This is a genomic window from Streptomyces sp. NPDC025651, from assembly GCF_055558735.1.
Window position 1 is genome coordinate 369,379 of record NZ_JBVHLZ010000010.1, and the last position, 21,809, is coordinate 391,187.

At 70.7% G+C, this 21,809-nt stretch carries 19 protein-coding genes; 9 read left to right on the top strand and 10 right to left on the bottom strand.

The window, feature by feature from the left end; all coding sequences use genetic code 11:
- Positions 1 to 17: 17 nt before the first annotated feature.
- Positions 18 to 527: a GtrA family protein gene (locus ACZ4D5_RS32305; protein ID WP_467775991.1), complete on the bottom strand. Its 510-nt coding sequence runs from the start codon at positions 525 to 527 to the stop codon at positions 18 to 20.
- A gap of 226 nt (positions 528 to 753) precedes the next feature.
- On the opposite strand from ACZ4D5_RS32305, the gene ACZ4D5_RS32310 reads away from it, so the two are divergent.
- From ACZ4D5_RS32310 to ACZ4D5_RS32320, 3 genes are read left to right on the top strand one after another with little or no spacing between them, the layout of a single operon-like run.
- On the top strand, positions 754 to 1,893 hold the full coding sequence (locus ACZ4D5_RS32310; RefSeq protein ID WP_467775992.1) for a 5-(carboxyamino)imidazole ribonucleotide synthase: 1,140 nt from the start codon (positions 754 to 756) through the stop codon (positions 1,891 to 1,893).
- Positions 1,890 to 2,429, top strand: a complete 540-nt coding sequence (purE, locus tag ACZ4D5_RS32315; RefSeq protein ID WP_467775993.1) for a 5-(carboxyamino)imidazole ribonucleotide mutase — start codon at positions 1,890 to 1,892, stop codon at positions 2,427 to 2,429. The genes ACZ4D5_RS32310 and purE overlap by 4 nt, the downstream gene beginning before the upstream one ends.
- Positions 2,430 to 2,446: 17 nt before the next feature.
- On the top strand, positions 2,447 to 3,640 hold the full coding sequence (locus ACZ4D5_RS32320; RefSeq protein ID WP_467775994.1) for a dipeptidase: 1,194 nt from the start codon (positions 2,447 to 2,449) through the stop codon (positions 3,638 to 3,640).
- 235 nt (positions 3,641 to 3,875) lie between these two features.
- On the opposite strand, the gene ACZ4D5_RS32325 is transcribed toward ACZ4D5_RS32320, so the two are convergent.
- Positions 3,876 to 5,033 carry an acyl-CoA dehydrogenase family protein gene (locus ACZ4D5_RS32325; protein ID WP_467775995.1) on the bottom strand — a complete coding sequence of 386 codons (1,158 nt, stop codon included), beginning with the start codon at positions 5,031 to 5,033 and terminating at the stop codon, positions 3,876 to 3,878.
- A gap of 177 nt (positions 5,034 to 5,210) precedes the next feature.
- Here ACZ4D5_RS32325 and ACZ4D5_RS32330 point away from each other — a divergent pair, with 177 nt between their 5' ends.
- Positions 5,211 to 6,554: a UDP-glucose dehydrogenase family protein gene (locus tag ACZ4D5_RS32330; RefSeq protein WP_467775996.1), complete on the top strand. Its 1,344-nt coding sequence runs from the start codon at positions 5,211 to 5,213 to the stop codon at positions 6,552 to 6,554.
- A gap of 192 nt (positions 6,555 to 6,746) precedes the next feature.
- Here ACZ4D5_RS32330 and ACZ4D5_RS32335 read toward each other — a convergent pair whose 3' ends face one another.
- Complete coding sequence (locus ACZ4D5_RS32335; protein ID WP_467775997.1) at positions 6,747 to 7,274, bottom strand: CGNR zinc finger domain-containing protein; 528 nt, start codon at positions 7,272 to 7,274, stop codon at positions 6,747 to 6,749.
- 86 nt (positions 7,275 to 7,360) lie between these two features.
- Here ACZ4D5_RS32335 and ACZ4D5_RS32340 point away from each other — a divergent pair, with 86 nt between their 5' ends.
- Positions 7,361 to 7,723: a VOC family protein gene (locus ACZ4D5_RS32340; RefSeq protein WP_467775998.1), complete on the top strand. Its 363-nt coding sequence runs from the start codon at positions 7,361 to 7,363 to the stop codon at positions 7,721 to 7,723.
- Between the two features lie 13 nt (positions 7,724 to 7,736).
- A complete protein-coding gene (locus ACZ4D5_RS32345) occupies positions 7,737 to 8,153 on the top strand; it encodes a VOC family protein (protein WP_467775999.1) in 417 nt (138 codons plus the stop codon).
- A 31-nt stretch (positions 8,154 to 8,184) separates the two neighbouring features.
- Here the strand turns inward: ACZ4D5_RS32345 and ACZ4D5_RS32350 are convergent, their stop codons facing one another.
- Together ACZ4D5_RS32350 and ACZ4D5_RS32355 are read right to left on the bottom strand one after the other, a co-directional pair.
- Positions 8,185 to 9,312, bottom strand: coding sequence for a dipeptidase (locus ACZ4D5_RS32350; RefSeq protein ID WP_467776000.1), 1,128 nt, complete (start codon positions 9,310 to 9,312; stop codon positions 8,185 to 8,187).
- 152 nt (positions 9,313 to 9,464) lie between these two features.
- The gene (locus tag ACZ4D5_RS32355) at positions 9,465 to 10,817 is read right to left on the bottom strand and encodes an LCP family protein (protein ID WP_467776001.1); all 1,353 of its coding nucleotides are present in this window, start codon (positions 10,815 to 10,817) and stop codon (positions 9,465 to 9,467) included.
- Between the two features lie 129 nt (positions 10,818 to 10,946).
- Here ACZ4D5_RS32355 and ACZ4D5_RS32360 point away from each other — a divergent pair, with 129 nt between their 5' ends.
- Complete coding sequence (locus ACZ4D5_RS32360) at positions 10,947 to 11,495, top strand: acyl-CoA thioesterase (protein ID WP_467776002.1); 549 nt, start codon at positions 10,947 to 10,949, stop codon at positions 11,493 to 11,495.
- 52 nt (positions 11,496 to 11,547) lie between these two features.
- Here the strand turns inward: ACZ4D5_RS32360 and ACZ4D5_RS32365 are convergent, their stop codons facing one another.
- Entirely contained in the window at positions 11,548 to 13,026 is a 1,479-nt protein-coding gene (locus ACZ4D5_RS32365; RefSeq protein ID WP_467776003.1) for an LCP family protein, read from the bottom strand.
- Positions 13,027 to 13,176: 150 nt separating this feature from the next.
- Here ACZ4D5_RS32365 and ACZ4D5_RS32370 point away from each other — a divergent pair, with 150 nt between their 5' ends.
- Entirely contained in the window at positions 13,177 to 14,214 is a 1,038-nt protein-coding gene (locus ACZ4D5_RS32370; protein ID WP_467776004.1) for a glycosyltransferase family 2 protein, read from the top strand.
- Positions 14,215 to 14,284: 70 nt separating this feature from the next.
- Here the strand turns inward: ACZ4D5_RS32370 and ACZ4D5_RS32375 are convergent, their stop codons facing one another.
- The 4 genes from ACZ4D5_RS32375 to ACZ4D5_RS32390 all read right to left on the bottom strand — a co-directional run bounded on the left by ACZ4D5_RS32375 (position 14,285) and on the right by ACZ4D5_RS32390 (position 20,177).
- The gene (locus tag ACZ4D5_RS32375; RefSeq protein WP_467776005.1) at positions 14,285 to 15,910 is read right to left on the bottom strand and encodes an LCP family protein; all 1,626 of its coding nucleotides are present in this window, start codon (positions 15,908 to 15,910) and stop codon (positions 14,285 to 14,287) included.
- A gap of 122 nt (positions 15,911 to 16,032) precedes the next feature.
- Positions 16,033 to 17,784, bottom strand: a complete 1,752-nt coding sequence (locus ACZ4D5_RS32380) for an LCP family protein (RefSeq protein ID WP_467776006.1) — start codon at positions 17,782 to 17,784, stop codon at positions 16,033 to 16,035.
- Positions 17,785 to 18,009: 225 nt separating this feature from the next.
- Positions 18,010 to 19,308, bottom strand: coding sequence for an LCP family protein (locus ACZ4D5_RS32385; RefSeq protein WP_467776007.1), 1,299 nt, complete (start codon positions 19,306 to 19,308; stop codon positions 18,010 to 18,012).
- A 116-nt stretch (positions 19,309 to 19,424) separates the two neighbouring features.
- Positions 19,425 to 20,177, bottom strand: a complete 753-nt coding sequence (locus ACZ4D5_RS32390) for a TIGR03089 family protein (protein WP_467776008.1) — start codon at positions 20,175 to 20,177, stop codon at positions 19,425 to 19,427.
- 120 nt (positions 20,178 to 20,297) lie between these two features.
- On the opposite strand from ACZ4D5_RS32390, the gene ACZ4D5_RS32395 reads away from it, so the two are divergent.
- A complete protein-coding gene (locus ACZ4D5_RS32395) occupies positions 20,298 to 21,722 on the top strand; it encodes a peptidoglycan recognition protein family protein (RefSeq protein ID WP_467776009.1) in 1,425 nt (474 codons plus the stop codon).
- Positions 21,723 to 21,809 lie beyond the last annotated feature (87 nt).

Here is a 21,809-nt window from a genome sequence, read left to right on the forward strand (position 1 = left end):
GTGAAATTCCGGGGGCGTCAGCCGGCCCGTCGCGCCACGGGCCGCTCGTCCGACTCCTCCAGGAACGATTCGGCATGGGCGACGGCCTCGCGGGCGGGCAGCGCCTTGAAGACCCAGGTGCGGTACGACCAGAAGCGGAAGAGCGTGGCGATGCCCATGCCGAGGAACTTGAAGAAGTTGGCCTGCAGCCTGCCGTCCCAGCCGAACCAGTACGTCGCGGCGTAGAGCACGCCGTTCTCGATCACCAGGCCGACCGCGCTGAACAGCAGGAAGAGCGTGAGCTCCTTGGTACGGCCGCTCTTGTCCCGGTCCCGGTACGTGAAGTAGCGGAACCCCACGTAATTGAAGACGATGGCGACGACCGTGGCGATCACGCTCGCGCGCACCACGTGCAGATCCGTGACGTGCCGCACGAGGTTGAAGACCCCGAAGTTCACCAGGGTTCCGACCGCCCCCACGGCCCCGAACTTGGCAACTTCGCGTGCGAGCCGATCCAGCCGCACCCGAAGTGCGCCCCGTTCCGTCATGGTGGTCGCCCCAGCCCCCGTCGATTCGTACCGGTCGTTTTGGTACCTGTCGTGTACGTGCCGACGGATTGGTGTTTCGGTCGTGTCGACCCAGCCATGCTAACCAGCGGGCTTCTCCGGCGCGCGTGGGCGCTCGGACACTGTGGCGCCGCTGTGACAGGAGGGGCCGGGAGCCGTTCGTTCCGGCCGTTCCCGGGTGGCCGATACCGGCCGATACCCTGGGGGCGTGACGTTCCCGGTAGTCGGCATGGTCGGCGGCGGTCAGCTCGCCCGCATGACCCACGAGGCGGGCATCCCCCTCGGCCTGAAATTCAAGCTCCTCAGTGACACCCCTCAGGATTCCGCGGCGCAGGTCGTCGGCGATGTCGTCATCGGCGACTATCGCGACCTGGACACGCTGCGCGACTTCGCGAGGGGCTGCGACGTGATCACTTTCGATCACGAACACGTACCCACCGAGCACCTCAGGGCCCTGGAGGCGGACGGCATTCCCGTCCGTCCGGGGCCCGACGCGTTGGTGCACGCCCAGGACAAGGGCGTGATGCGCGCGAAGCTCATGGAGATCGGTGTGCCGTGCCCGCGCCACCGGATCGTGAGGGACCCGGCCGACGTGGCCGCCTTCGCGGCCGAGGGGGATGGGTTCCCGGTCATTCTGAAGACGGTGCGCGGCGGCTATGACGGGAAGGGGGTGTGGTTCGTCCGTTCCGTCGAGGACGCCGAAGACCCCTTCCGGGCCGGCGTCCCGGTGCTCGCCGAGGAGAAGGTCGACTTCGTACGCGAACTGGCGGCGAACGTCGTCCGCTCGCCGCACGGCCAGGCCGTCTCGTATCCCGTCGTCGAGTCCCGTCAGGTCGACGGCGTCTGCGACACGGTGATCGCCCCCGCGCCCGACCTGGCCGAGGCCCTGGCGGGCGAGGCGCAGGAGCTGGCGCTGCGCGTCGCCAAGGAGCTCGGCGTGGTCGGCCACCTGGCGGTCGAGCTCTTCGAGACCCGCGACGGCCGCATCCTCGTCAACGAACTCGCGATGCGCCCGCACAACTCCGGCCACTGGACGCAGGACGGCGCGATCACCTCGCAGTTCGCCAACCACGTCCGCGCCGTGCTCGACCTGCCGCTCGGCGACCCGCGCCCGCGCGCCGAGTGGACCGTGATGGTCAACGTCCTCGGCGGCGACTACCCGGACATGTACAGCGCCTATCTGCACTGCATGGCCCGTGACCCGCAGCTCAAGATCCACATGTACGGAAAGGACGTGAAGCCCGGCCGCAAGGTCGGTCACGTCAACACCTACGGCGACGACCTGGACGACGTGCTCGAGCGCGCCCGTCACGCAGCCGGCTACCTCAGAGGAACGATCACCGAATGAGCAGCACCTCTCCCGTCGTCGGCATCGTCATGGGCTCCGACTCCGACTGGCCCGTCATGGAGGCCGCGGCGAAGGCCCTCGACGAGTTCGAGATCCGCTTCGAGGTCGACGTCGTCTCCGCGCACCGCATGCCGCACGAGATGATCGCGTACGGCGAGCAGGCGGCGGACCGCGGCCTCAAGGCGATCATCGCGGGCGCGGGCGGCGCGGCCCACCTGCCCGGCATGCTGGCGTCGGTGACCCCGCTCCCGGTGATCGGCGTGCCGGTCCCGCTGAAGTACCTCGACGGCATGGACAGCCTGCTCTCCATCGTGCAGATGCCGGCGGGCGTCCCGGTGGCGACGGTCTCGGTCGGCGGCGCGCGCAACGCGGGCCTGCTCGCGGCCCGCATCCTCGCGGCGCACGACGCCGAACTCCAGTCCCGTATGCGGGAGTTCCAGCAGGAGCTGAACGACCAGGCGACGGAGAAGGGCAAGCGGCTGCGCGCCAAGGTCGAGGGAGCGGGTTCCGGATTCGGCTTCGGCCCGGGGAAGTGACCGGCACAGTGACGGGTATGACGCATCCCGAGAAGCTGGAAGAAGCGCGTTCGCTGCTCGCCGAGTTCCCGGTGGTCGACGGCCACAACGACCTGCCGTGGGCGCTGCGCGAGAAGGCCGGTTACGACATCGACCGCCTCGACATCGCCGCCGACCAGACGGGCAACCTCCACACCGACATCGCCCGCCTGCGCGCGGGCGGCGTCGGCGCCCAGTTCTGGTCGGTGTACGTACGCACGGACCTGACCGGCGACGCCGCGGTCAGCGCCACGCTCGAACAGATCGACTGCGTCGGGCAGTTGCTGACGCGCTACCCCTCGGACCTGGTCCGCGCCCTGACGGCCGCGGACATGGCGAAGGCCCGTGGCGAGGGCCGCGTCGCGTCCCTGATGGGCGCCGAGGGCGGCCACTCCATCAACAACTCCCTGGCCACGCTGCGGGCGTTGCACACGCTCGGCGTCCGCTACATGACGCTCACGCACAACGACAACATCGCGTGGGCGGACTCGGCGACGGACGAGCCGGGCGTCGGCGGCCTCTCGCCGTTCGGCCACGAGGTCGTCCGCGAGATGAACCGCGTCGGCATGCTCGTGGACCTCTCCCACGTGGCGGCGACGACGATGCGGGCGGCCCTGGACACGTCCGTGGCGCCGGTGATCTTCTCCCACTCGTCCTCGCGCGCGGTGTGCGACCACCCGCGCAACATCCCGGACGACGTGCTGGAGCGGCTGCCGGGCAACGGCGGCGTGGCGATGGCGACCTTCGTGCCGAAGTTCGTCCTCCAGGCGGCGGTCGACTGGACCCTGGCCGCGGACGAGAACATGCGCGCCCACGGCTTCCACCACCTGGACACGACGCCTCAGGCCATGAAGGTCCACGCGGCCTTCGAGGAGCGGAACCCCCGCCCGATCGCGACGGCCGCCACGGTCGCCGACCACCTCGACCACATGCGCGAGGTGGCGGGCGTCGACCACATCGGCATCGGCGGCGACTACGACGGCACGGCGTTCACCCCGTCCGGCCTGGACGACGTGGCGGGCTACCCGAACCTGATCGCGGAGCTCCTGACCCGCGGCTGGTCGAAGCCGGACCTCGCCAAGCTGACGTGGCAGAACGCGGTACGGGTCCTCGGCGCGGCGGAGGACGTCTCCCGGGACATCCGCTCCCGTCGCGGTCCGTCGATCGCGACGCTGGCCCAACTGGACGGCTGAGTCAGGGCGCCCCGCAAGGGGCGCGGGGCTGTGTCGATATGCGGCTCCGCCGCGTGGGCGAGCTCAGCCACGACGGACTCGCGGCCGCGTCTGCCCACGGCGGTCGCCACGCGGGTGCGGCTTTGTTCTCGGTTGCTCGCGCAGTTCCCCGCGCCCCTTACGGGGCCACGAGACGGTGCCCTCCCCCTGAAGCCAGGGAGAGGGCACCGTCTCGTACCGCTGAAGCGCCGCAGGCTTACGGCAGGTTCCGCGCCATCACGATCCGCTGAACCTGGTTCGTGCCCTCGTAGATCTGCGTGATCTTCGCGTCGCGCATCATCCGCTCGACGGGGTAGTCACGGGTGTAGCCGTAGCCACCGAGGAGCTGGACGGCGTCCGTCGTGGCCTCCATGGCGACGTCGGAGGCGAAGCACTTCGCCGCCGCGCCCAGGTAGGTCAGGTCGGCGTCGCCGCGCTCGGAGGCCGCGGCGGCCTGGTAGGTCAGCGCGCGGGCGGCCGAGATCTTCATGGCCATGTCCGCGAGCATGAACTGGATGCCCTGGAAGTCGGCGATCGGCTTGCCGAACTGCTTGCGCTCCTTGACGTACCCCTTGGCGTAGTCGAGGGCGCCCTGCGCGATGCCGAGGGCCTGCGCCGCGATGGTGATGCGGGTGTGGTCCAGGGTCTTCATGGCGGTCGCGAAGCCCGTGCCCTCCTCGCCGATCATGCGGTCGGCGGGGATGCGGACGTTGTCGAGGTAGACCTCGCGGGTGGGGGAGCCCTTGATGCCGAGCTTCTTCTCCGGGGCGCCGAAGGAGACGCCCTCGTCGCCCTTCTCGACGACGAAGGCGCTGATGCCCTTGGAGCGCTTCTCGGGGTCGGTCACGGCCATGACCGTGTAGTACTCCGAGACGCCCGCGTTGGTGATCCAGCGCTTGACGCCGTTGAGCACCCAGGAGTCGCCGTCGCGCACGGCCCTGGTCTTCATGCCCGCCGCGTCCGAACCGGCGTCCGGCTCGGAGAGGCAGTACGAGAACATGCCCTCGCCCTTGGCCAGCGGCGTCATGTACTTCTTCTTCAGCTCCTCGGAGCCGGAGAGGATGACGGGCAGCGAGCCGAGCTTGTTCACGGCCGGGATCAGCGAGGAGCTGGCGCAGACGCGGGCCACTTCCTCGATGACGATGACGGTCGCGAGGGCGTCGGCGCCCGCGCCGCCGTAGCTCTCCGGCACGTGGACCGCGTGCAGGTCGTTCGCGACCAGCGCGTCGTGCGCCTCCTGCGGGAAGCGGGCCTCCTCGTCCACCGCGGCGGCGAACGGCGCGATCTTCGCCTCGGAGAGCGAGCGGATGGCGTCGCGGAGCATGTCGTGCTCCTCGGACGGGCGGTACAGGTCGAAATCAGCCGATCCGGCCAAGGTTTCTCACGCTCCCAGGAAGCTAACTACCGTTAAGTAACCCAAATTTTAGTGTCGCCTCCCGCACGAGGGATACGTGAGCTTGGCGACAGCGGAAATCGTGCCCCGTGAGAGGCCCCGCCACGCCGGACTATGCTCGGGCAGCGCACCGAAGACACCCCACCTCTGGAGCACCGCATGGCCCTCAAGATCACCGTGATCGGCACCGGCTATCTCGGCGCCACGCACGCCGCGGCCATGGCCGAGCTCGGCTTCGAGGTGCTCGGCCTGGACGTCGTGCCCGAGAAGGTCGAGATGCTCCAGCGGGGCGAGGTCCCGATGTACGAGCCAGGCCTGGAGGAGCTGCTGCGCAAGCACGTCGCGGGCATCGAGGGCTCCAGCGGACGGCTGCGCTTCACGATGGACCCGGCGGAGGTCGCGGAGTTCGGCGACATCCACTTCGTCTGCGTGAACACCCCGCAGAAGCACGGTGAGTACGCGTGCGACATGTCGTACGTCGACGCCGCGGTCGAGTCGCTCGCCCCGCACCTGACCCGGCCGTGCCTGGTGGTCGGCAAGTCCACCGTGCCGGTCGGCAGCGCGGACCGGCTCGCCGCGCGCCTCCTGGAGCTCGCCCCGGCGGGCGAGGAGGCCGAGCTGGCCTGGAACCCGGAGTTCCTGCGGGAGGGCTTCGCCGTGCAGGACACCCTGCACCCGGACCGGATCGTGGTCGGCGTACGCAGCGAGAGCGCGGAGAAGCTGCTGCGCGAGGTGTACGCGACCCCGATCGAGGAGGGCTCGCCCTTCGTCGTCACGGACTTCCCGACCGCCGAGCTGGTGAAGACCTCCGCGAACTCCTTCCTCGCCACGAAGATCTCCTTCATCAACGCGATGGCGGAGGTGTGCGAGGCGGCGGGCGGCGACGTCGTGAAGCTGGCGGAGGCGCTCGGGCACGACGACCGGATCGGGAAGAAGTTCCTGCGGGCCGGGATCGGCTTCGGCGGCGGCTGCCTGCCGAAGGACATCCGCGCCTTCATGGCGCGCGCGGGCGAACTCGGCGCCGACCAGGCCCTGACCTTCCTCCGCGAGATCGACTCCATCAACATGCGCCGGCGCGGCCAGATGGTCGAGATGGCGCGCGAGGCGCTGGGCGGCGGGTCCTTCCTGGGCAAGCGGGTCGCGGTCCTCGGCGCCACGTTCAAGCCGGACTCGGACGACGTCCGCGACTCCCCGGCGCTCAACGTCGCCGGGCAGATCCACCTCCAGGGCGGCCAGGTCACGGTCTACGACCCCAAGGGCATGGTGAACGCCCGCCGCCTCTTCCCCACCCTCGGGTACGCGGACTCGGCGGTCGAGGCGGTGCGCGGCGCGGACGTCGTCCTGCACCTCACGGAGTGGCGCGAGTTCCGCGACCTGGACCCGGTGGCGCTGGCCGCGGTGACGACGACGCCCGTCATCCTGGACGGCCGCAACGCCCTTGATCCGACGGCGTGGCGTGCCGCCGGGTGGACCTACCGTGCGATGGGCCGTCCGGCGGCTTAGCGGTTCGCTCCTCCGGGCCGCCTCGTTCTGTGGTGCGGAGTCTGCGGGTCGGATGTGGCTTGTCGCGCAGTTCCCCGCGCCCCTGAAGGGGCACGACCCAGGCTGCGAGGGCGCCCCGTCAGGGGCGTGGGGAACTGCGCGAGCAACCCCGACGAACCCGCACACGCCCCGGACCCCACCCCCAACGGCGCCCTACTTTCCAGCCCCGGGCGACGCGGCCTTGCGTGCCCGATAAGCCCGCATCTTCGCCCGCGCCCCGCACACCCCCATGTCGCACCACCGACTCCGCCCCGCCGGGCTGCGGTCGTAGTACGCCCAGTGGCAGTCCGACGCCTCGCAGGCCTTGAGGCGGAGCCACGTGCCCGCGGTGATCGCCTCGGCGATGGCCGAAGCGACCCGCGCGGTGAGCGGCGCCGCGTCCGCGGGAGCCAGTGACGCGGCACCGGATGCCGCGTCCACCGTCACCACCAGCGGCGCCGAGGCCAGGAGCCCGGTCAGGTCGGGGACCGCACGGTGCGGCGGATGCCCGGCGTGCGCGAGGCACGCCGCCCGCAACGACTCCCGCAGTTCGCGCGCCGCGTCCCCCTGGCCCGGCGCGATCCCGAACGCCCTCAGCCCTTCCTCCGTGGCCAGCGAGTCCACGCCCGTCTCCAGGTTCAGCGTGTTCACCAGCTCCTGGACCAGCGCGAGCCCTCCCGGCGCGGGCGCTCTGTCATTCATGGTTGCGACGTTACCCCTTCTGCGGGAGCATGAAGTAACCGTTACTGGTTGATGGACTCAGCCGGTAATCCTTCAGGAGGAGAGTCATGCCCTTCGCCAAGCTCCGCGTCGTCGCCCTGGACTGTCCCGACCCCTTCGCCCTCGCCGAGTTCTACGCCGCCGTCATCGGCGGCACCCCGACCCACGGGGACGTGGGCTGGGTCGACCTCGAAGGTCACGGCGGCACGCCCCTCGCGTTCCAGGAGTCCCCGGGCCACGTACCGCCGACGTGGCCGTCGCCCGACGGCTCGCAGCAGTTCCACCTGGACCTCACCGTGGAGGACATGGACGCCGCGGAGAAGCAGGTCCTCGCGCTCGGCGCCACCGTCCTCGACGCCGCCGACCGCGACCGCGGCTGGCGGGTTTACGCGGATCCCGCGGGGCACCCGTTCTGTCTGTGTGCCGAGTGAGCAGGAGAAAACCATGACTGACGCCGAGGACCCCACCACTTCCGCCACCCCCATCGCCCGCCTGCGCAACGTCGTCCTCGACTGCCCCCGGCCGCGCGAACTCGCCGAGTTCTACGCCGCCGTCATCGGCGGCACCATCGAGGACGACGGCGACTGGATCGACCTGGTGTCGGAAGGCCGCGTCAAGGTCTCCTTCCAGCGCGTGGAGGGCCTGCGTCCGCCCGAGTGGCCCCGCTCCGACGTCAACGCCCAGCAGATCCACCTGGACCTGGACGCGGGCCGCACCGACGAGGAGATCGACGCCGCCCAGGAGAAGGTGCTCGCCCTCGGCGCGCGCCCGCTCGACCTGGACGACGACGGCGGCAAGCGCGACTTCCGCGTGTACGCCGACCCCGCCGGGCACCCCTTCTGCCTCTGCAAGATCCCCTGACCCGAGGGGAGCTGACGCCGGTCGCGCCCGGTCAGCCGTCCAGTCGCTCTATCGTCGCCGTCGACGCGGCCCGCCGCTCCCGCGCCGCCCGTGCCGTGAAGTCCGCGCCACGCAGCGCCCGTTGGACGTTGCCCCAGGTCAGCAGCGCCAACTCGGCCTCGGACCAGTCGCGTTCGAGCAGCTCGGCGACCAGGAGCGGATAGCAGGACGCGTCGCCGAGGCCCTCCGGGTGGGGCTCGGCGGCGTCGTACGTGCCCGACAGGCCGACGCACTCGGGCCCGGCGACGCGGCGTACATGGTCGAGGTGGTCCGCCACGTCACGTACGGAAGGACCTGTCCGCTCGGCGGCGAGTGGCACCAGGCACAGACCCTTGGCGGCGCCGACCGCGGCGAGGAGGTCGTCGCCGAGGTTCGCCGGGTGCTCCCGCAGGGCGCGCGCCCCGGAGCGGGTGAAGATCACCGGGGCCTTGGAGACGGCGAGGACCCGCCGCGCCGTCGCCTCGGACGCGCCGGAGAGGTCCGCGAGGACCCCGAGCCGGTTCATCTCCCGCACGACCTCCTCGCCGAACGTCGTCAGACCGTCCGCGCCCGCCCACGACGTACCGCAGAGGGTGACCGCGCACAGGCCCAGGCTGTGCAGCGCCCGCAGCGTGCCCAGCGAGTCGCCGAGCGCGCCGCCCTGGGCGGGGCCGATCAGCGTGGCGATGCGCCCGCAGTTGCGCGCGTCGGCGGCCTCCGAGGCGTTGCGGGCGAGCCGCAGGCCCTCGGGGTGGGCGTCGACGACGTGCTTGACCAGGTCGATCTGTTCGAGGGTCGCGCCGACGGCCCGGTCCGGGTTCGTCCCCTCGGGCAGGTGCACGGACCAGAACTGCGCCCCGACCCGGCCCTCACGCAGCCGCGGGATGTCGCTCTCCAGGCCGCTGTCGCCCGTCTCGAAGTCGTACCAGGGCAGCTCGCGCAGTTTCCGCGGCAGCCCGCTGTACCCGTCGGCGACGGGGTGCGCGGTGAGCAGGGCGTGGGCCCGCGCGTACCGCGTCTCTGGCTGGGTGTCGGGCTCCCGCTCGGGAAGCGGCTCGGCAACGGGCTCGGGCGGGGCGGGGGGCTGGTCGAGCTCCCCGGCCTCGGCGGTGGTGTTGAGTTCCTCCTGCAGGTCTGCCATGGCAGGGCTCCGGACGTCGGCGGTGGCAGTTCGGACCACCGTGACACGGAGCCGCCGCGGCTACGCGGCGGGCGGACCGTTCGGGGGTACGCGTACCGCCAAAGGGCTCCGCGTACCGCCAAAGGGCTCCGCCGCCGCGCCGCGGGAGCGTCTCAGCTGCCCGAGACCGTCACCTTCTCGTCGTTGTTCAGCTCGTTCACCAGCTGCTTGACCTTGGCCTTGTCCCAGAGCAGGTTGCTGCCCACGGTGCCCGCGACCGGCATGTTCATGGAGGTGCCGTCGCCGCCGCTGATGCCCTTCATCGCCCAGAACATGGAGGCCACGTCGGTCAGGCCCATGTCCTTGTCGACGACCAGCGTGTCCAGGCCCGCGCCCATGGTGGGGTAGAGCTTGAACGGGTTCAGGACCGTGCCGGGCGTCGCCACCTGGTTGGCGAGGGCCGAGAGGAACTTCTGCTGGTTCTTCGTGCGCTCCAGGTCGCTGCCGAAGGCGTGCCGGGTGCGGACGAAGGCGAGCGCCTCCTGGCCGTTCAGGGTCTGTTTGCCCGCCTCGAAGTCGGCGCCCGACCACTTGTCCTTGAAGGCCTTCGGGATGTTCATCTCGACGCCGCCGACCGAGTCCACGATCTTGGCGAAGCCGCCGAAACCGATCTCCGCGTAATGGTCGATGCGCAGGCCGGTGTTGGCCTCGATGGTGCGCACGAGCAGCTCGGGACCGTCCTCCGCGTACGCCGCGTTGAGCTTCGTCTGGCGGCCGGTGTTCGGGTAGAGCTTGCCGGACTCGGCGCCCTTGAAGGACGGGATCGTCACGTTCGAGTCGCGGGGCAGCGAGATCATCGTGTTCCCGCCGTCGTCCGCGACGTGCAGGATCATCATCGAGTCCGTGCGCTTGCCCTCGGCCGAGCCCGTGTGGAGCTTCTTCTTCTCCTCGTCGGACATGCCCTTGCGGCTGTCGGAGCCCACGATCAGGTAGTTCGTGCCGGCGCCGCCCTCGGGCCGCTCGATGACCTTGGAGAGGTCGACCTCGCGCTTGAGCTTGCCGTCGGCCCAGAAGTACGTGGCGACGGACGTCACCAGGAGGACGCTCACCAGGGTGATCGACCCGATCTTGATCCGGCGCCGCCAGTTCGGCGCGGGGCGCGGGCCGCGCGGGGGGCGTCCGTCGCCGCCCCGGCCCGCGCCGTTGCCGCTGTTGGGCTGGCCGTAGACCTGGCCGGTGTTGTAGCCGCTGTCGTAGCCCTGGCTCTGCGCGTAGGGGTCCTGGCGCGGGGTCCGCGGCTCGAAGACGTCGTCGCGGGCGTCGCCGTAGGGCTGTCCGTTCCCGTACCGGTCGCCGTACTCGTCGTACTCCGGCTGCGAGGGGACCTGGCCGGGCGGTGGACCGGCCGGACGGGAGGGCTGGCCGCGCTGGATGTGCCGCATCACGCGGGCGCCCTCGGGCTGGGCGTTCCCGCTGCCGCGGCCGTGTCCTCGGCCGCCCGCCTGATCGTCTGGCCAATCGCTCATGTGGCTTAGTGTGCAGTGCCGGGCCGGGAGGCTTACAGGGCGGTCGGGATTTCGGGCCAGGGCTGTTGCAGAGCTGATGCAAAGCGGCCGAGGAGGGCTCGGACATACGTCCGGCTTAGGGTGGAGGGCATGACAGATCAGGCTCCCCGTCCAGAATCGGAGATTCCGGGCAAGCCGACCTCAGCGTCCCGCACCACCCTCAGCCACATCATGACCCACAACGACACCAACCTCCTCGGGACGGTGCACGGTGGCGTGATCATGAAACTGGTCGACGACGCGGCGGGAGCCGTCGCCGGACGCCACTCGGGCGGCCCCGCGGTCACCGCGTCCATGGACGAGATGGCCTTCCTGGAGCCGGTCCGCGTCGGCGACCTCGTCCATGTGAAGGCCCAGGTCAACTGGACCGGACGCAGCTCCATGGAGGTCGGCGTCCGGGTCCTCGCCGAGCGCTGGAACGAGTCGACGCCCGCGCAGCAGGTCGGCTCCGCGTACCTCGTCTTCGCCGCGGTCGACGCGGACGGCAAGCCGCGCACCGTCCCCCCGGTCATCCCCGAGACGGACCGCGACCGCCGCCGCTACCAGGAGGCCCAGATCCGCCGCACGCACCGCCTCGCGCGGCGCCGGGCCATCAAGGAACTGCGCGAGGCACGGGCCGCGGAGGGCTTCGACGACTGAGCCCGGCGCCCACCCCGGCAGCGCCCGGCGCCCACCCCGGCCCGGCCGCCGTTCAGGGGCAGACGACCTGGTCCCCGGTGACCGCGCCGAACTCGCCCTGATAGGCGTCCTCCGCCCGCACGGGACGCACCGCCTTGAAGTCGGCGCCCGCGATCACCTTCAGCGTCGCGCCCTGCCCCTTGACCTTCCGCATCTCGCAGCCCGGCAACGCCGTGGCCAGGGACTTCGCCGAGCGGTCCCAGCGCGGGTCGTACGCGACGACGGTCCGCTCGGCGGGCTTCCTGCTCGCCCCGGGGACGTTCCCCGGCACCCGCGTGGTCCGGAAGCCGGTCGCCCGCAGCGCCGCGTCGACCCGCTTGCCGAGGCCCGGCGCCCCCGTGCCGTTGTCCACCTGGACCCGGATCTGCTGGGGCGAGACGCCCACGAGGGCCGCCCTGGACCTGGAGCGGTGCGGGGCCAGCGGACGGTCCTCGCGCAACGCCTCGAACAGCCTCTTCGACTTCGTCTTGTGCCACTTCAGCGTCGAGCCGATGCCCGGGATGGACTTGCCCTTGGCGCTCAGCGGCACGGTCGTGAACTCCGACGACGACGGCGAGAAGTTCCGCATCGCACGGCCGAGGTCCAGCATCTCGCCCGTCCCGAAGCCCTTGTCCGCGCGGACCGAGCCCAGCAGGGTGCGCGTCACGTCGCGGAACTTGACCGGATTGAGCAGCACGCCGCTGCTCGTCGCCTTCGCGATGAGCGCCGCGAGGAAGCGCTGCTGGCGCTGCATGCGGCCCAGGTCGGAGGCCCCGTCGACGTACCGCGAGCGCACGTACTGGAGCGCCTCGCCGCCGTTCAGCTCGTGCGTGCCGACCGACAGGTCGAGCCCGGTGTGCGAGTCCTTGAGCGGCCGTGCCGTGCAGATCTCCACGCCGCCGAGCACGTCCACGGTCTTCATGAAGCTGGTGAAGTCGACCTCCAGATAGTGGTCGATCTTGACCTTCGTCATGTGCTCGACGGTGCGCACCGTGAGGTTCGGGCCGCCCTCCGCGTACGCCGCGTTGATCTTGTTGGCGTGCTCGTGGTGCTTCTCGCCGGTGGTCTGGTCGGTGTGCGCGGGCAGATCCGCGTACGAGTCCCTGGGCAGGCTCACGACGCTCGCGCGGTCCCTGTCCTCCGAGATGTGCACGATCATGATCGTGTCCGTGCAGTGGCAGGGCGCGCCGCCGAGGCGGTACTTCGCCTTCTCCTCGGGGCTGATCTTGTCGCGGCCGTCGGTGCCGACGAGCAGCACGTTCATGCCGTTGCCCGGCGCGGGCCTGTTCTTCATGTCCTTGAAGGCGTCGACCCGCTTGATCCCGGTGTCGAGGCTGGTGACGACGGAGTGCCCGATGCCGGCCGCGGCCAGGACCGTCACGGAGAAGGTGGTCGCCACCCGCATGGCCCAGCGGGGCCGCTTCCCCTTCCCGGCGGACTTCCGGGCGGGCTTGCGGGCCTGCGGGTTCGGGCGGCGCGGCGAGGGGGCGGGGGAGCGGGGCGGTGTGGGCACGTGGGGGACACCTCCGCGGAGACGGGTCCGGGCTGGGGGTGGGCGAAGATCCGGGAACCCGAGAAACGTAAGGCCATACGAAATGCGGCCCGGGGTAGCGACCCGGACGGCGCGCGCCCGTGTCCCCCGTTCGCGGTAACGTGACGCGTGATGAACGCGAAGTCTGAGGTGCAGCCTCCCGCCGTATCGGTGATCATGCCCGTCCTCAACGAGGAACGGCACCTGCGCGAGGCGGTGCACGCGATCCTGCAGCAGGAGTACGCGGGCGAGATGGAGGTCGTCGTCGCGCTCGGCCCCTCCACCGACCGCACGGACGAGATCGCCGCCGAGCTGGTCCGAGAAGACCCCCGGGTGCACACGGTCCCCAACCCGACGGGCCGCACGCCCGCGGCGCTGAACGCCGCCATCAAGGCGTCCCGTCACCCGATCGTGGTGCGTGTGGACGGCCACGCCGCGCTCTCGCCCGGGTACATCACCACCGCCGTGCGCCTCCTGGAGGAGACCGGCGCGATGAACGTCGGCGGCATCATGCACGCCCAGGGCACCAACGCCTGGGAGCAGGCCGTGGCCGCCGCCATGACCTCGAAGATCGGCGTGGGCAACGCCGCCTTCCACACCGGCGGCGACGCCCAGCAGGCCGAGACGGTCTACCTGGGCGTCTTCCGCCGCGAGGCCCTGGAGCAACAGGGCGGATACAACGAGGAGTTCATCCGCGCCCAGGACTGGGAGCTGAACTTCCGCATCCGCGAGGCCGGCGGCATGATCTGGTTCTCGCCCGAGCTGAAGGTCTCCTACCGCCCCCGCCCGAGCGTGAAGGCCCTGGCCAAGCAGTACAAGGACTACGGCCGCTGGCGCCACGTCGTCGCCCGCTACCACGAGGGCTCCATCAACCTGCGCTACCTCGCGCCGCCGACCGCGGTGTGCGCCATCGCGGCGGGCGTCGTGGTGGGCGCGGCCCTCACGCCGTGGGGCTTCGTGATCCCCGGTGGCTACCTCGCGGCGATCGTCGCCGGGTCCGTCCCCGCGGGCAAGGGCCTGCCGCTCAAGGCGCGCCTGCAGATCCCGGTGGCGCTCGCGATCATGCACATGTCGTGGGGCTTCGGCTTCCTCACCAGCCCGCGCTCGCTGGCCAAGAAGGTCATCGCCTCGCGCCGCCCGGCCGTGATGGGGGAGACCCAGCAGGTCTGAGCGGCCCAACGGGCGTACGCGGTACGGAACGTCGGGGCAAGTGACGCATCGTCACTTGCCCCGGAGCCGTTCACCAGGTGAAGTTCGGGTCCACCTTCATGCACGCCTTCTTGTCGGAGCCGCTGAGCGCGTCCGCGGAATCCGGCGTGCTGTCGTCCTTCTTCTTCGGCTTGGGCGGCACGTCGCCCTCGCGCCAGTCGGCGCCGACGACCAGCGTGACCCCGGAGACGTCCGTCGACTTCTTCACCGAACTCAGCGGAAGGCCCAGGGACTTGGCGACCCGCTGGGCGTCGCCCTCCAGGTCGACGCTGGGATAGCGGATGACGGTCCGCTCCTCGCTGAGCGCCGTCGCCGTGTCCGGCGCGGCCTTCGTGAAGCCCTTGCCCGCCAGGAGCTGCGCCACCGCGCCCGCCCGTCCGCCGGCCGGGGGCTCGGTCGCGCTGCGCGTGCCGTTCTGCACCTGGACGGCGATCTTGTCGTCCGCGGCCGCCGGGTCGTCCGACAGCTTCTCCTTCGGAGGCTTCTTCCTGCCCTTGCCGTCCAGGGCGACGTCGTCACGGACCAGGCGGAAGAGCTGCTCCGCGTCGCCGGGCTTCGGGATGACGCGCGCGCCGACGTACTCGAACGGCATGGTCGTCATCGTCGTGCGCTCCGGCGAGACCTTCTTGAGCTCGTTGCCCAGGTCGTACAGCTTCTTGGGGGAGCCGAGGCCGTTGTCGACCGTCAGCGCGTTCGTCGCCTCCTCGGCGAGCTTGCGCAGCTGGTTGGGGCTGGTCAGGCCGGTGTTCTCGCGGAGCTTGCGGACCAGCGCGTTCATGTACATGTGCTGGGCCTTGGCGCGGCTGATGTCGGTGCCGCCCTCGAAGCCGTAGCGGGTGCGCAGCCACTGCAGGGCCTGCTCGCCCTTGATCTCCGTGGTGCCCTTCTTCAGCTTGAGGCCCGACCCCTTGCCCTCGCGGGTGCGCGAGTGGATGTTCTTGTCCACGCAGACGGGTACGCCGCCGATGGCGTCCGCCATGGAGACCACACCCGAGAAGTCGACCATCATGAAGTGGTCGATGTGGATGTTGGTGAGCTTCTCCCAGGTGGCGACGGTGCAGCCGGGGCCGCCGCGGCCGAGCGACTCGTTCGTCATGTAGCGCGGGCCGGTCTCCGGATAGACCTTTCCGTCGTCCGGGTCGGTGCACTTGGGGATCTGCAGCAGCGTGTCGCGCGGCATGCTGACGACCGACATGTTGGTGCGGTCCGCCGAGAGGTGCAGCAGCATCTGCACGTCGGCGAGCGGCGGCGAGCCGAAGGTGTCCTTGGCCCCGCCGAGCTTCTGGTTCTCCTTGGAGTCCCGCGCGTCGGAGCCGATGAGCAGGATGTTCAGCGGCGTCTGGCCCGCGGCGTTGGGCGTCGGCTCCGGAGCCCGGTGCTCGCCCAGGTTCAGGTCGTCGGTCTCCAGGTTGCCTTTGAGGTGCTGGTAGTAGAGGTAACCGGCGCCGGCCGTGCCGAGTATCAGTACCGAGAGGACCGTTGCCGACCAGCGAAGGACCCGGCGCCTGCGGCGCGGCGGACGCTCGCCGCCGCCCGGCCGCCTGCGGTGCCGATGCCTTCCGCCACCGTCCGCGGCATCCTCCGGAGGCTCACCGCCCCCGTCCGAAGGCTCCACGGACCGTTTGGTCCTTTCCCTCCGCGCGCTGTCCTGCCTCATCCCCAGCCCCTCCCGCCCCTGTCCTGAACTGCGGCCGCTCCGCGTCGACTTGGCGCCGGTACGACAACCCCCCGGTGTCGTACGCCTTGGCGCATTGTTAGATGCAGAACGACCGCTTCAGGTCACTTGGCACACACAGTCTTGTCCGCTTCGACTTTCTGGATCCCCTCCGGCGCCTTCGACGGAGCGGCGACGGGCACCCCCGCGCCCTTGAAGTCGCCGCCGAGCGTCAGCTTCATGGCCGGGAGGCCCTGTGCGTTCTTCTCGCTCTTGCCCGGCTTCAGGGCGGTGGCGGGCAGGCCCATGATGTCGGCGAGCCGACGGGCCTGGTCAGCCTGGTCCGGTGCGTACTCGAGCGTCGTCTTCTTGATGTCCGAGGGCGCGTTCCCCAGTTGGCTGGACTTGAGCACGCCCTCATTGTTCTGCAGCCATGTGAGAGTTGTCTGAGCGGCGCCGGTCTTCCCGCTGCCGTTGTAGATGTCGACGCGGACCTCGGAGGCGTCGGCCTTGGGGCCCTTGAGGCGGGCGGCCACCGCGGCCTTCTCCTTCTTCTGCTTCTTCTTCACCTCGGTCAGCGACTCGTCGGCGCGCATCATCGCGAACAGCGGGTCGGCCTTGGGCGGGTCGACGACGACCGTGACGGGGACCTTCTCCGCGGGGTTGTCCTTGACCGGCAGCGTGGCGAAGCTCAGGTTCTTCATGTCGAGCTTGCCGAGCTCCATGCCGAGGTCCTTGAGCTTCATTATGTCGGCGATCTTGGAGTCGACCGTGAGGGCCTTGGTGCCGGCCTCCGCGAGGTCGATCATCTTCGTCGGGTCGGTGAGCGTGTCGCTCGACTTCAGCTTGCGCATCAGCGAGCTGAGGAACTGCTGCTGCAGCTCGATCCGGCTCAAGTCGCCCCCGTTGCCCACGGTGTGCCGGGTGCGCACGAAGGCGAGCGCCTCCTCGCCCTCGATCGTGTGCTTGCCCTTGGGCAGCTTCAGATGCGACTTGGGGTCGTCGATGTCCTTGGCGAGACAGACGTCCACGCCGCCGACCGCGCTGGAGAGCGTCTTGACCGCGTTGAAGTCGGCCACCATGAAGTGGTCGAGCTTTATCCCCGTGATCTTCGTGACCGTGCGCATGGTGCAGCTCGGCGTGCGGTCGTACTGCCCGAGGCTCTCGTTGAAGCGGACGTTCTGCGAGCCCGGGATGGTCTTCTTGGTCCCGTCCTCCATCGTCGTCGGACAGTCCGGGATGTCGGTGATCATGTCGCGCGGGATGCTCAACGCGGTCGCGTTCGTCCGGTCCTTGGAGACGTGCAGGAGGATCGTCGTGTCCGCGTGACCGACGCTGCCCTCGTCGCCGTATCCCTTGTTGCCGCTGCCGCTGCGCTTGTCGGTGCCCATCACCAGGATGTTGATGGCCCGGTCCTTGCTGAAGCCGCCGGTGCCCGCGCCGTCATCGTCTATCGACGTGATGTTGTCGTTGAGGTGCTGGTAGTAGAGGTAGCCGCCGGTGCAGCCCGCCACGAGCAGGAAGGCGAGCGTGCCGCCCGTCCAGATCATGACCTTCTTGCCCTTGGACTTCCGCTGCTTCTGCTTGCGCCTGCCGCCCGATGCCGCCTCCGGCTCCTTGACGCGGCGCCTGCGCTGGCCGGGCACCTCGCGGCGCTCGTCGCGCTCGTCCCTGCGCTCGTCCTGGCGGGGCCGCTCACGGCCCGGCGCGGGGCGGCCGCGGCCACCCTGACGGGAGGGGGTCCTACGGGGTCCAGGCACCGCCGACTGCCCTGCGGAGGGGCTCAGTCGCAGTTCGTAGTCGCCGGTGTTCGGGTTGAGCACCCACTGGTCTGCGGGGTCGATGTTCTCCGCCCGCCCACGGCCTTGCGCGTCCACGGTTGTTTGCGTCCTCCGTCGGGGCCACGCGGCGCCTTTCCCCCCTCAAGAAGGCGCTCGGTCAGTCGTTCCAGCGATGCGCGGCCGATTGGCCCGGCGCACCGGATCGCTCACACTATCCGCCCAGTTCAGCGCCGAACGACGCCGGTGACAAATTCCACTCCCCTACAACTGGGCAATCCGCCCTATTTCTTAGTCGGGCGCGGCCTTCCCTTGGGGATCGCTTTACTCGCAGGTGGACTCGGCCGCCGTGTTGCCCCGGAATGTCGGTGCGGGAGACGGCGTATGCGAAGGGTCGTCCGGCTTCTCGTCGCTCCAGTACTCGCCGGAGTCCTCGTACCCCTCTTCGTACCCCTCTCCGTACTCCTCTTCGTACGAGGACTCGGGCGAGTACTCCTCTTCGTAGGAGGCCTCCTGCTGCTGGGACTCGGGCTCCCGCGGGGCCACTTCGACCGGGGTGTCCGTGCGGAGCCGCGTGAAGAGCTGCCCCGCCGCCGGCTCCACGAGTTCGTCGCGGTTCGCGTCGTAGGCGTACGACCTGCGGGGAACAGTGAGGAACTGCACCCGTTCTGTGGGGATATTGCGCATCCCGCGCACCAGTTCGTACAAACCCCGCAGACTCGCGAGTCCGGGGTCGGTGGTCAGCGAAGAAGTCGCCGCGTCGAGAACGGGATAGAGCTTCGTCGGATTCAAGAGGACGTCATTGCTCTGCACCTTGTTGACGAGCGCGCCGAGGAACTCCTGCTGGCGGTCCATCCGGTCGGTGTCGCTGCCGTTGCCGAGGCTCTTGCGGGCGCGCACGTAACCCAGCGCCTGCTCGCCGTTCAGGGTCCGCAGGCCCGCGGCGAGCTTCACATGGGCGTCGGCGTCGTCGATCGGGGTCCTCACGCAGACCTGGACGCCGTCGACGGCGTCGACCATGTCCTTGAAGCCGGTGAAGTCCACGACCATGTGGTGGTCGACGCGGATCTTGGTGAGCTTCTCGACGGTACGGATCGTGCAGGCCGTCCCGCCGAACTCGAACGCCCAATTGAACTGGGCGAATTGGGCCTGTGTGCGGGAACCGTCCGGCCTGCGGCAGGCGGGAATGTCCACCATCAGGTCGCGCGGGATCGACACGGCGGTCGCGCTCTGCCGGTCGGCGGCCAGGTGCAGCAGGATCGTGGTGTCCGAGCGCTGGGTGCCGGGGTCCCTGCCGTACTTGCGGTTGCCCTTGCCCGCGCGGGTGTCGGAGCCGAGCAGCAGGATGTTCTGCGCGTCGTGCACCAGCGGCGTCGGGCGCTCCTTCTCGTAACGCGCCAGCTCGGCGGCCGCGTCGGTGTCCTCGGTGATGTTGCCGTCGAGCTTCTCGTACGCCGCCCATCCCGCGCCGCCCACGCCGAGCACCAGGACGGCGGCGCCGATCGCGGTGTGGCGCAGCCAGCGGCGCCTGCGGCGGACGGCACCCACGCCGGTGGGGCTCGCCCCGGCCCCGGGCCCGTACGTGGCCTCCGGCGCGGGCGGGCTGCCTTCGGTGTCGGTCACGTGTGCGTCCACCCCTCATGGCTGCGTCGGTGCGTGGTGCGTCCTCTACGACCATGGACCGACGCGGGGTGGGGGGCCTCTGGGCCAGGGGCCTGAGTGCGCCGAACGGGGGAGCTTCAGTTCACCGTGACCGTGACCCGCTCGTCCTCGACCCGCTTCTCCAGGCCACCCTCGGCCAGCTGATCGAGGTGTCGGCACAGCACCACGGACCCGCCGGAGGCCAGCGCCCCGTACAGCCCGGCGCTGAGCCCGTCCCAGGTGGCGTACGGCAGACCGGACAGCACGCGGGAGCCGGGCCCGATGCCCAGCCGCCCCGCGTCGGCACGGGCCCGCTCCACGACCTCCGCACCCGTCAGCCCGGTCCCGCCGACGACGAGGGCGACCTCGTCGGGGTCGACCGGCGCGTACGGAGCGAACTGGTCCCCTTGCCCGGGAACCTCGACCGCGTAGTCGGCGAAGCCGTCCGGGGTCTGCGGGAACCGCCCGCCGAGCGGGCGCAACGCGAGCGCCACCCGCTCCCCGGAGCAGGCGCGCGCCGCCTCCAGCGCGTCGGGGCCGCTGACGACGAGGTCGGCGGAGGCCGGGTCGCCGCCCACGTCCGCGACCACGCCCACCGACGAGCAGGCGAGCAGCCACACCGCCGTCTGCCAGTGCGCGGGCAGCAGCAGCACGGCCCGGTCGCCGGGCTCGGCGGCGAGGTCGCCCTGGAGCAGGTTGGCGGTCTTGGCCACCCAATTGGCGAAGGTGGCCACGGACAATTCCACGCGCTCGCCGGTGGCGTCGTCGTAGAAGGTGACAAGAGGGCGGCCCGGGTCCGAGGCGAGCGCGGATCGCAGCAGGTCGGCAGGGGTGCGGTCGTTGGCGTTCACGGGCGCAAGCGTACGCGGGCCCCCTCGCGCCCCTCGGCGTGGCGGGGGAGTGCGGGCGACCGGAACGGCCGCTCCTGGCCGACGGTCCGTCAGTTCCCCAATGGACAGATATGTTCCGTTATGCCAACGATCAGATGTATGCGTGGATTTCTTGCTTCCTCGATCGGCGTCACGTGCGCGGCCGCCCTGGCCCTGCCCCTCACCCTGCCGTCGTCCGGCGCCCGAGCCGCGACGCCCGCCGCCCCGGCCACCGGGTCCGCCGCGGAGGCGGTCCCCGGCAGCACTCAGTCCCTCCCGCTCGCCCCGCTCGGCTCCGACCGCTCCCTCGGCTCGGCCGCCGCGCGCGAACAGGGCCTGGCCCAGCGTGACGTCCGGCCCTTCTCCCTGGTCGGCGTCGTCTGGGACAACCCCGAAGCCGAACTGCGCGGCACCGTCCAGGTCCGCACCCGCACGACCGGCACCACGACCTGGTCCGACTGGCAGGACGTGGAGACGCACAACCACGAGCACGCCGCCGACCCGGACACCCCCGAGCGCGGCACCGGCGCCGTCCGCGGCTCGACCGCGCCGCTGTGGGTCGGCGACTCGGACGGCGTCGAGATCCGCGTACGCGCGGACGCTGAGGCGGAGCGGGAAGGAGGAGCCGAAGGGGAGGCGAAGGCCGACGCGCACGCGAACCGGGCAGCGGCCGAAGGCCCGCTCCCCAAGGGCCTGCGCCTTGAGCTGGTCGACCCGGGCGAGGATCCCCCGCCCCAGGGCGGCCAGGCCGAGGCGCCGCGCGCCACCGCCCTGACCGTCGAGTCCGCCGCCACCTCGGCCGTGAACGCGGACCTCGCCCCGCTCGGCGCCACCGTGATCCCGGAGCTGACCAAGCAGCAGACGGAGGACGACCTGATCGCCGTCCGCGGCGGCCCGGAGGCGGTCGGCAAGGCCCGGCCCTACGTCGGACCGCGCCCGCGCATCATCACGCGCAAGGGCTGGGGCGCCGACGAGAAGCTCCGCGAGAAGGACTTCGCGTACACCAAGACCGTGAAGGCCGCCTTCGTGCACCACAGCGCGTCCGGCAACAACTACCGCTGCTCACAGGCGGGAACCGTGCTGCGCAGCATCTACCGCTACCACGTCAAGAGCAGCGGCTGGCGTGACTTCGGCTACAACTTCGCCGTCGACCGGTGCGGAAACATCTACGAAGGACGTGCCGGAGGTGTGGCCAAGCCGGTCCTGGGGGCCCACACTCTCGGTTTCAACGCGAACAGCATGGGCATCGCCGTCCTCGGCACGTACAGCAGCTCCAACCCGCCGAAGGCGGCCGTGAACGCCGTCGCCCGGCTGACCGCGTGGAAGCTCGGCCTGTACGGCGCCAATCCGCGCGGAACGACATACCTGAAGTCCGGCGGTGGCAACCTGTACAAGAAAGGCGAGAACGTCCGCCTCCGGGTGATCTCCGGGCATCGGGACGGATTCGCCACCGAGTGCCCCGGTAGCCGCCTGTACAAGAAGCTCGGCAAGGCCCGGACCACCTCGGCCCGCTTCCAGGGCCGCTGAGGCCCGGTCGCACCGCACGAACTGCACGGCCTGCACATCCGTCTGCATACACTGGCCGGCCGAAACTCAAGTTCGGCCGGCCCCAGC

Excerpts from the sequence above, each read along its gene's own strand:
- ACZ4D5_RS32305 (WP_467775991.1), bottom strand. The coding sequence starts at position 527 with ATGACGGAACGGGGCGCACTTCGGGTGCGGCTGGATCGGCTCGCACGC.
- purE (WP_467775993.1), top strand. The coding sequence starts at position 1,890 with ATGAGCAGCACCTCTCCCGTCGTCGGCATCGTCATGGGCTCCGACTCC.
- ACZ4D5_RS32320 (WP_467775994.1), top strand. The coding sequence starts at position 2,447 with ATGACGCATCCCGAGAAGCTGGAAGAAGCGCGTTCGCTGCTCGCCGAG.
- ACZ4D5_RS32330 (WP_467775996.1), top strand. The coding sequence starts at position 5,211 with ATGGCCCTCAAGATCACCGTGATCGGCACCGGCTATCTCGGCGCCACG.
- ACZ4D5_RS32335 (WP_467775997.1), bottom strand. The coding sequence starts at position 7,274 with ATGAATGACAGAGCGCCCGCGCCGGGAGGGCTCGCGCTGGTCCAGGAG.
- ACZ4D5_RS32340 (WP_467775998.1), top strand. The coding sequence starts at position 7,361 with ATGCCCTTCGCCAAGCTCCGCGTCGTCGCCCTGGACTGTCCCGACCCC.
- ACZ4D5_RS32345 (WP_467775999.1), top strand. The coding sequence starts at position 7,737 with ATGACTGACGCCGAGGACCCCACCACTTCCGCCACCCCCATCGCCCGC.
- ACZ4D5_RS32350 (WP_467776000.1), bottom strand. The coding sequence starts at position 9,312 with ATGGCAGACCTGCAGGAGGAACTCAACACCACCGCCGAGGCCGGGGAG.
- ACZ4D5_RS32355 (WP_467776001.1), bottom strand. The coding sequence starts at position 10,817 with ATGAGCGATTGGCCAGACGATCAGGCGGGCGGCCGAGGACACGGCCGC.
- ACZ4D5_RS32360 (WP_467776002.1), top strand. The coding sequence starts at position 10,947 with ATGACAGATCAGGCTCCCCGTCCAGAATCGGAGATTCCGGGCAAGCCG.
- ACZ4D5_RS32370 (WP_467776004.1), top strand. The coding sequence starts at position 13,177 with ATGAACGCGAAGTCTGAGGTGCAGCCTCCCGCCGTATCGGTGATCATG.
- ACZ4D5_RS32375 (WP_467776005.1), bottom strand. The coding sequence starts at position 15,910 with ATGAGGCAGGACAGCGCGCGGAGGGAAAGGACCAAACGGTCCGTGGAG.
- ACZ4D5_RS32395 (WP_467776009.1), top strand. The coding sequence starts at position 20,298 with ATGCCAACGATCAGATGTATGCGTGGATTTCTTGCTTCCTCGATCGGC.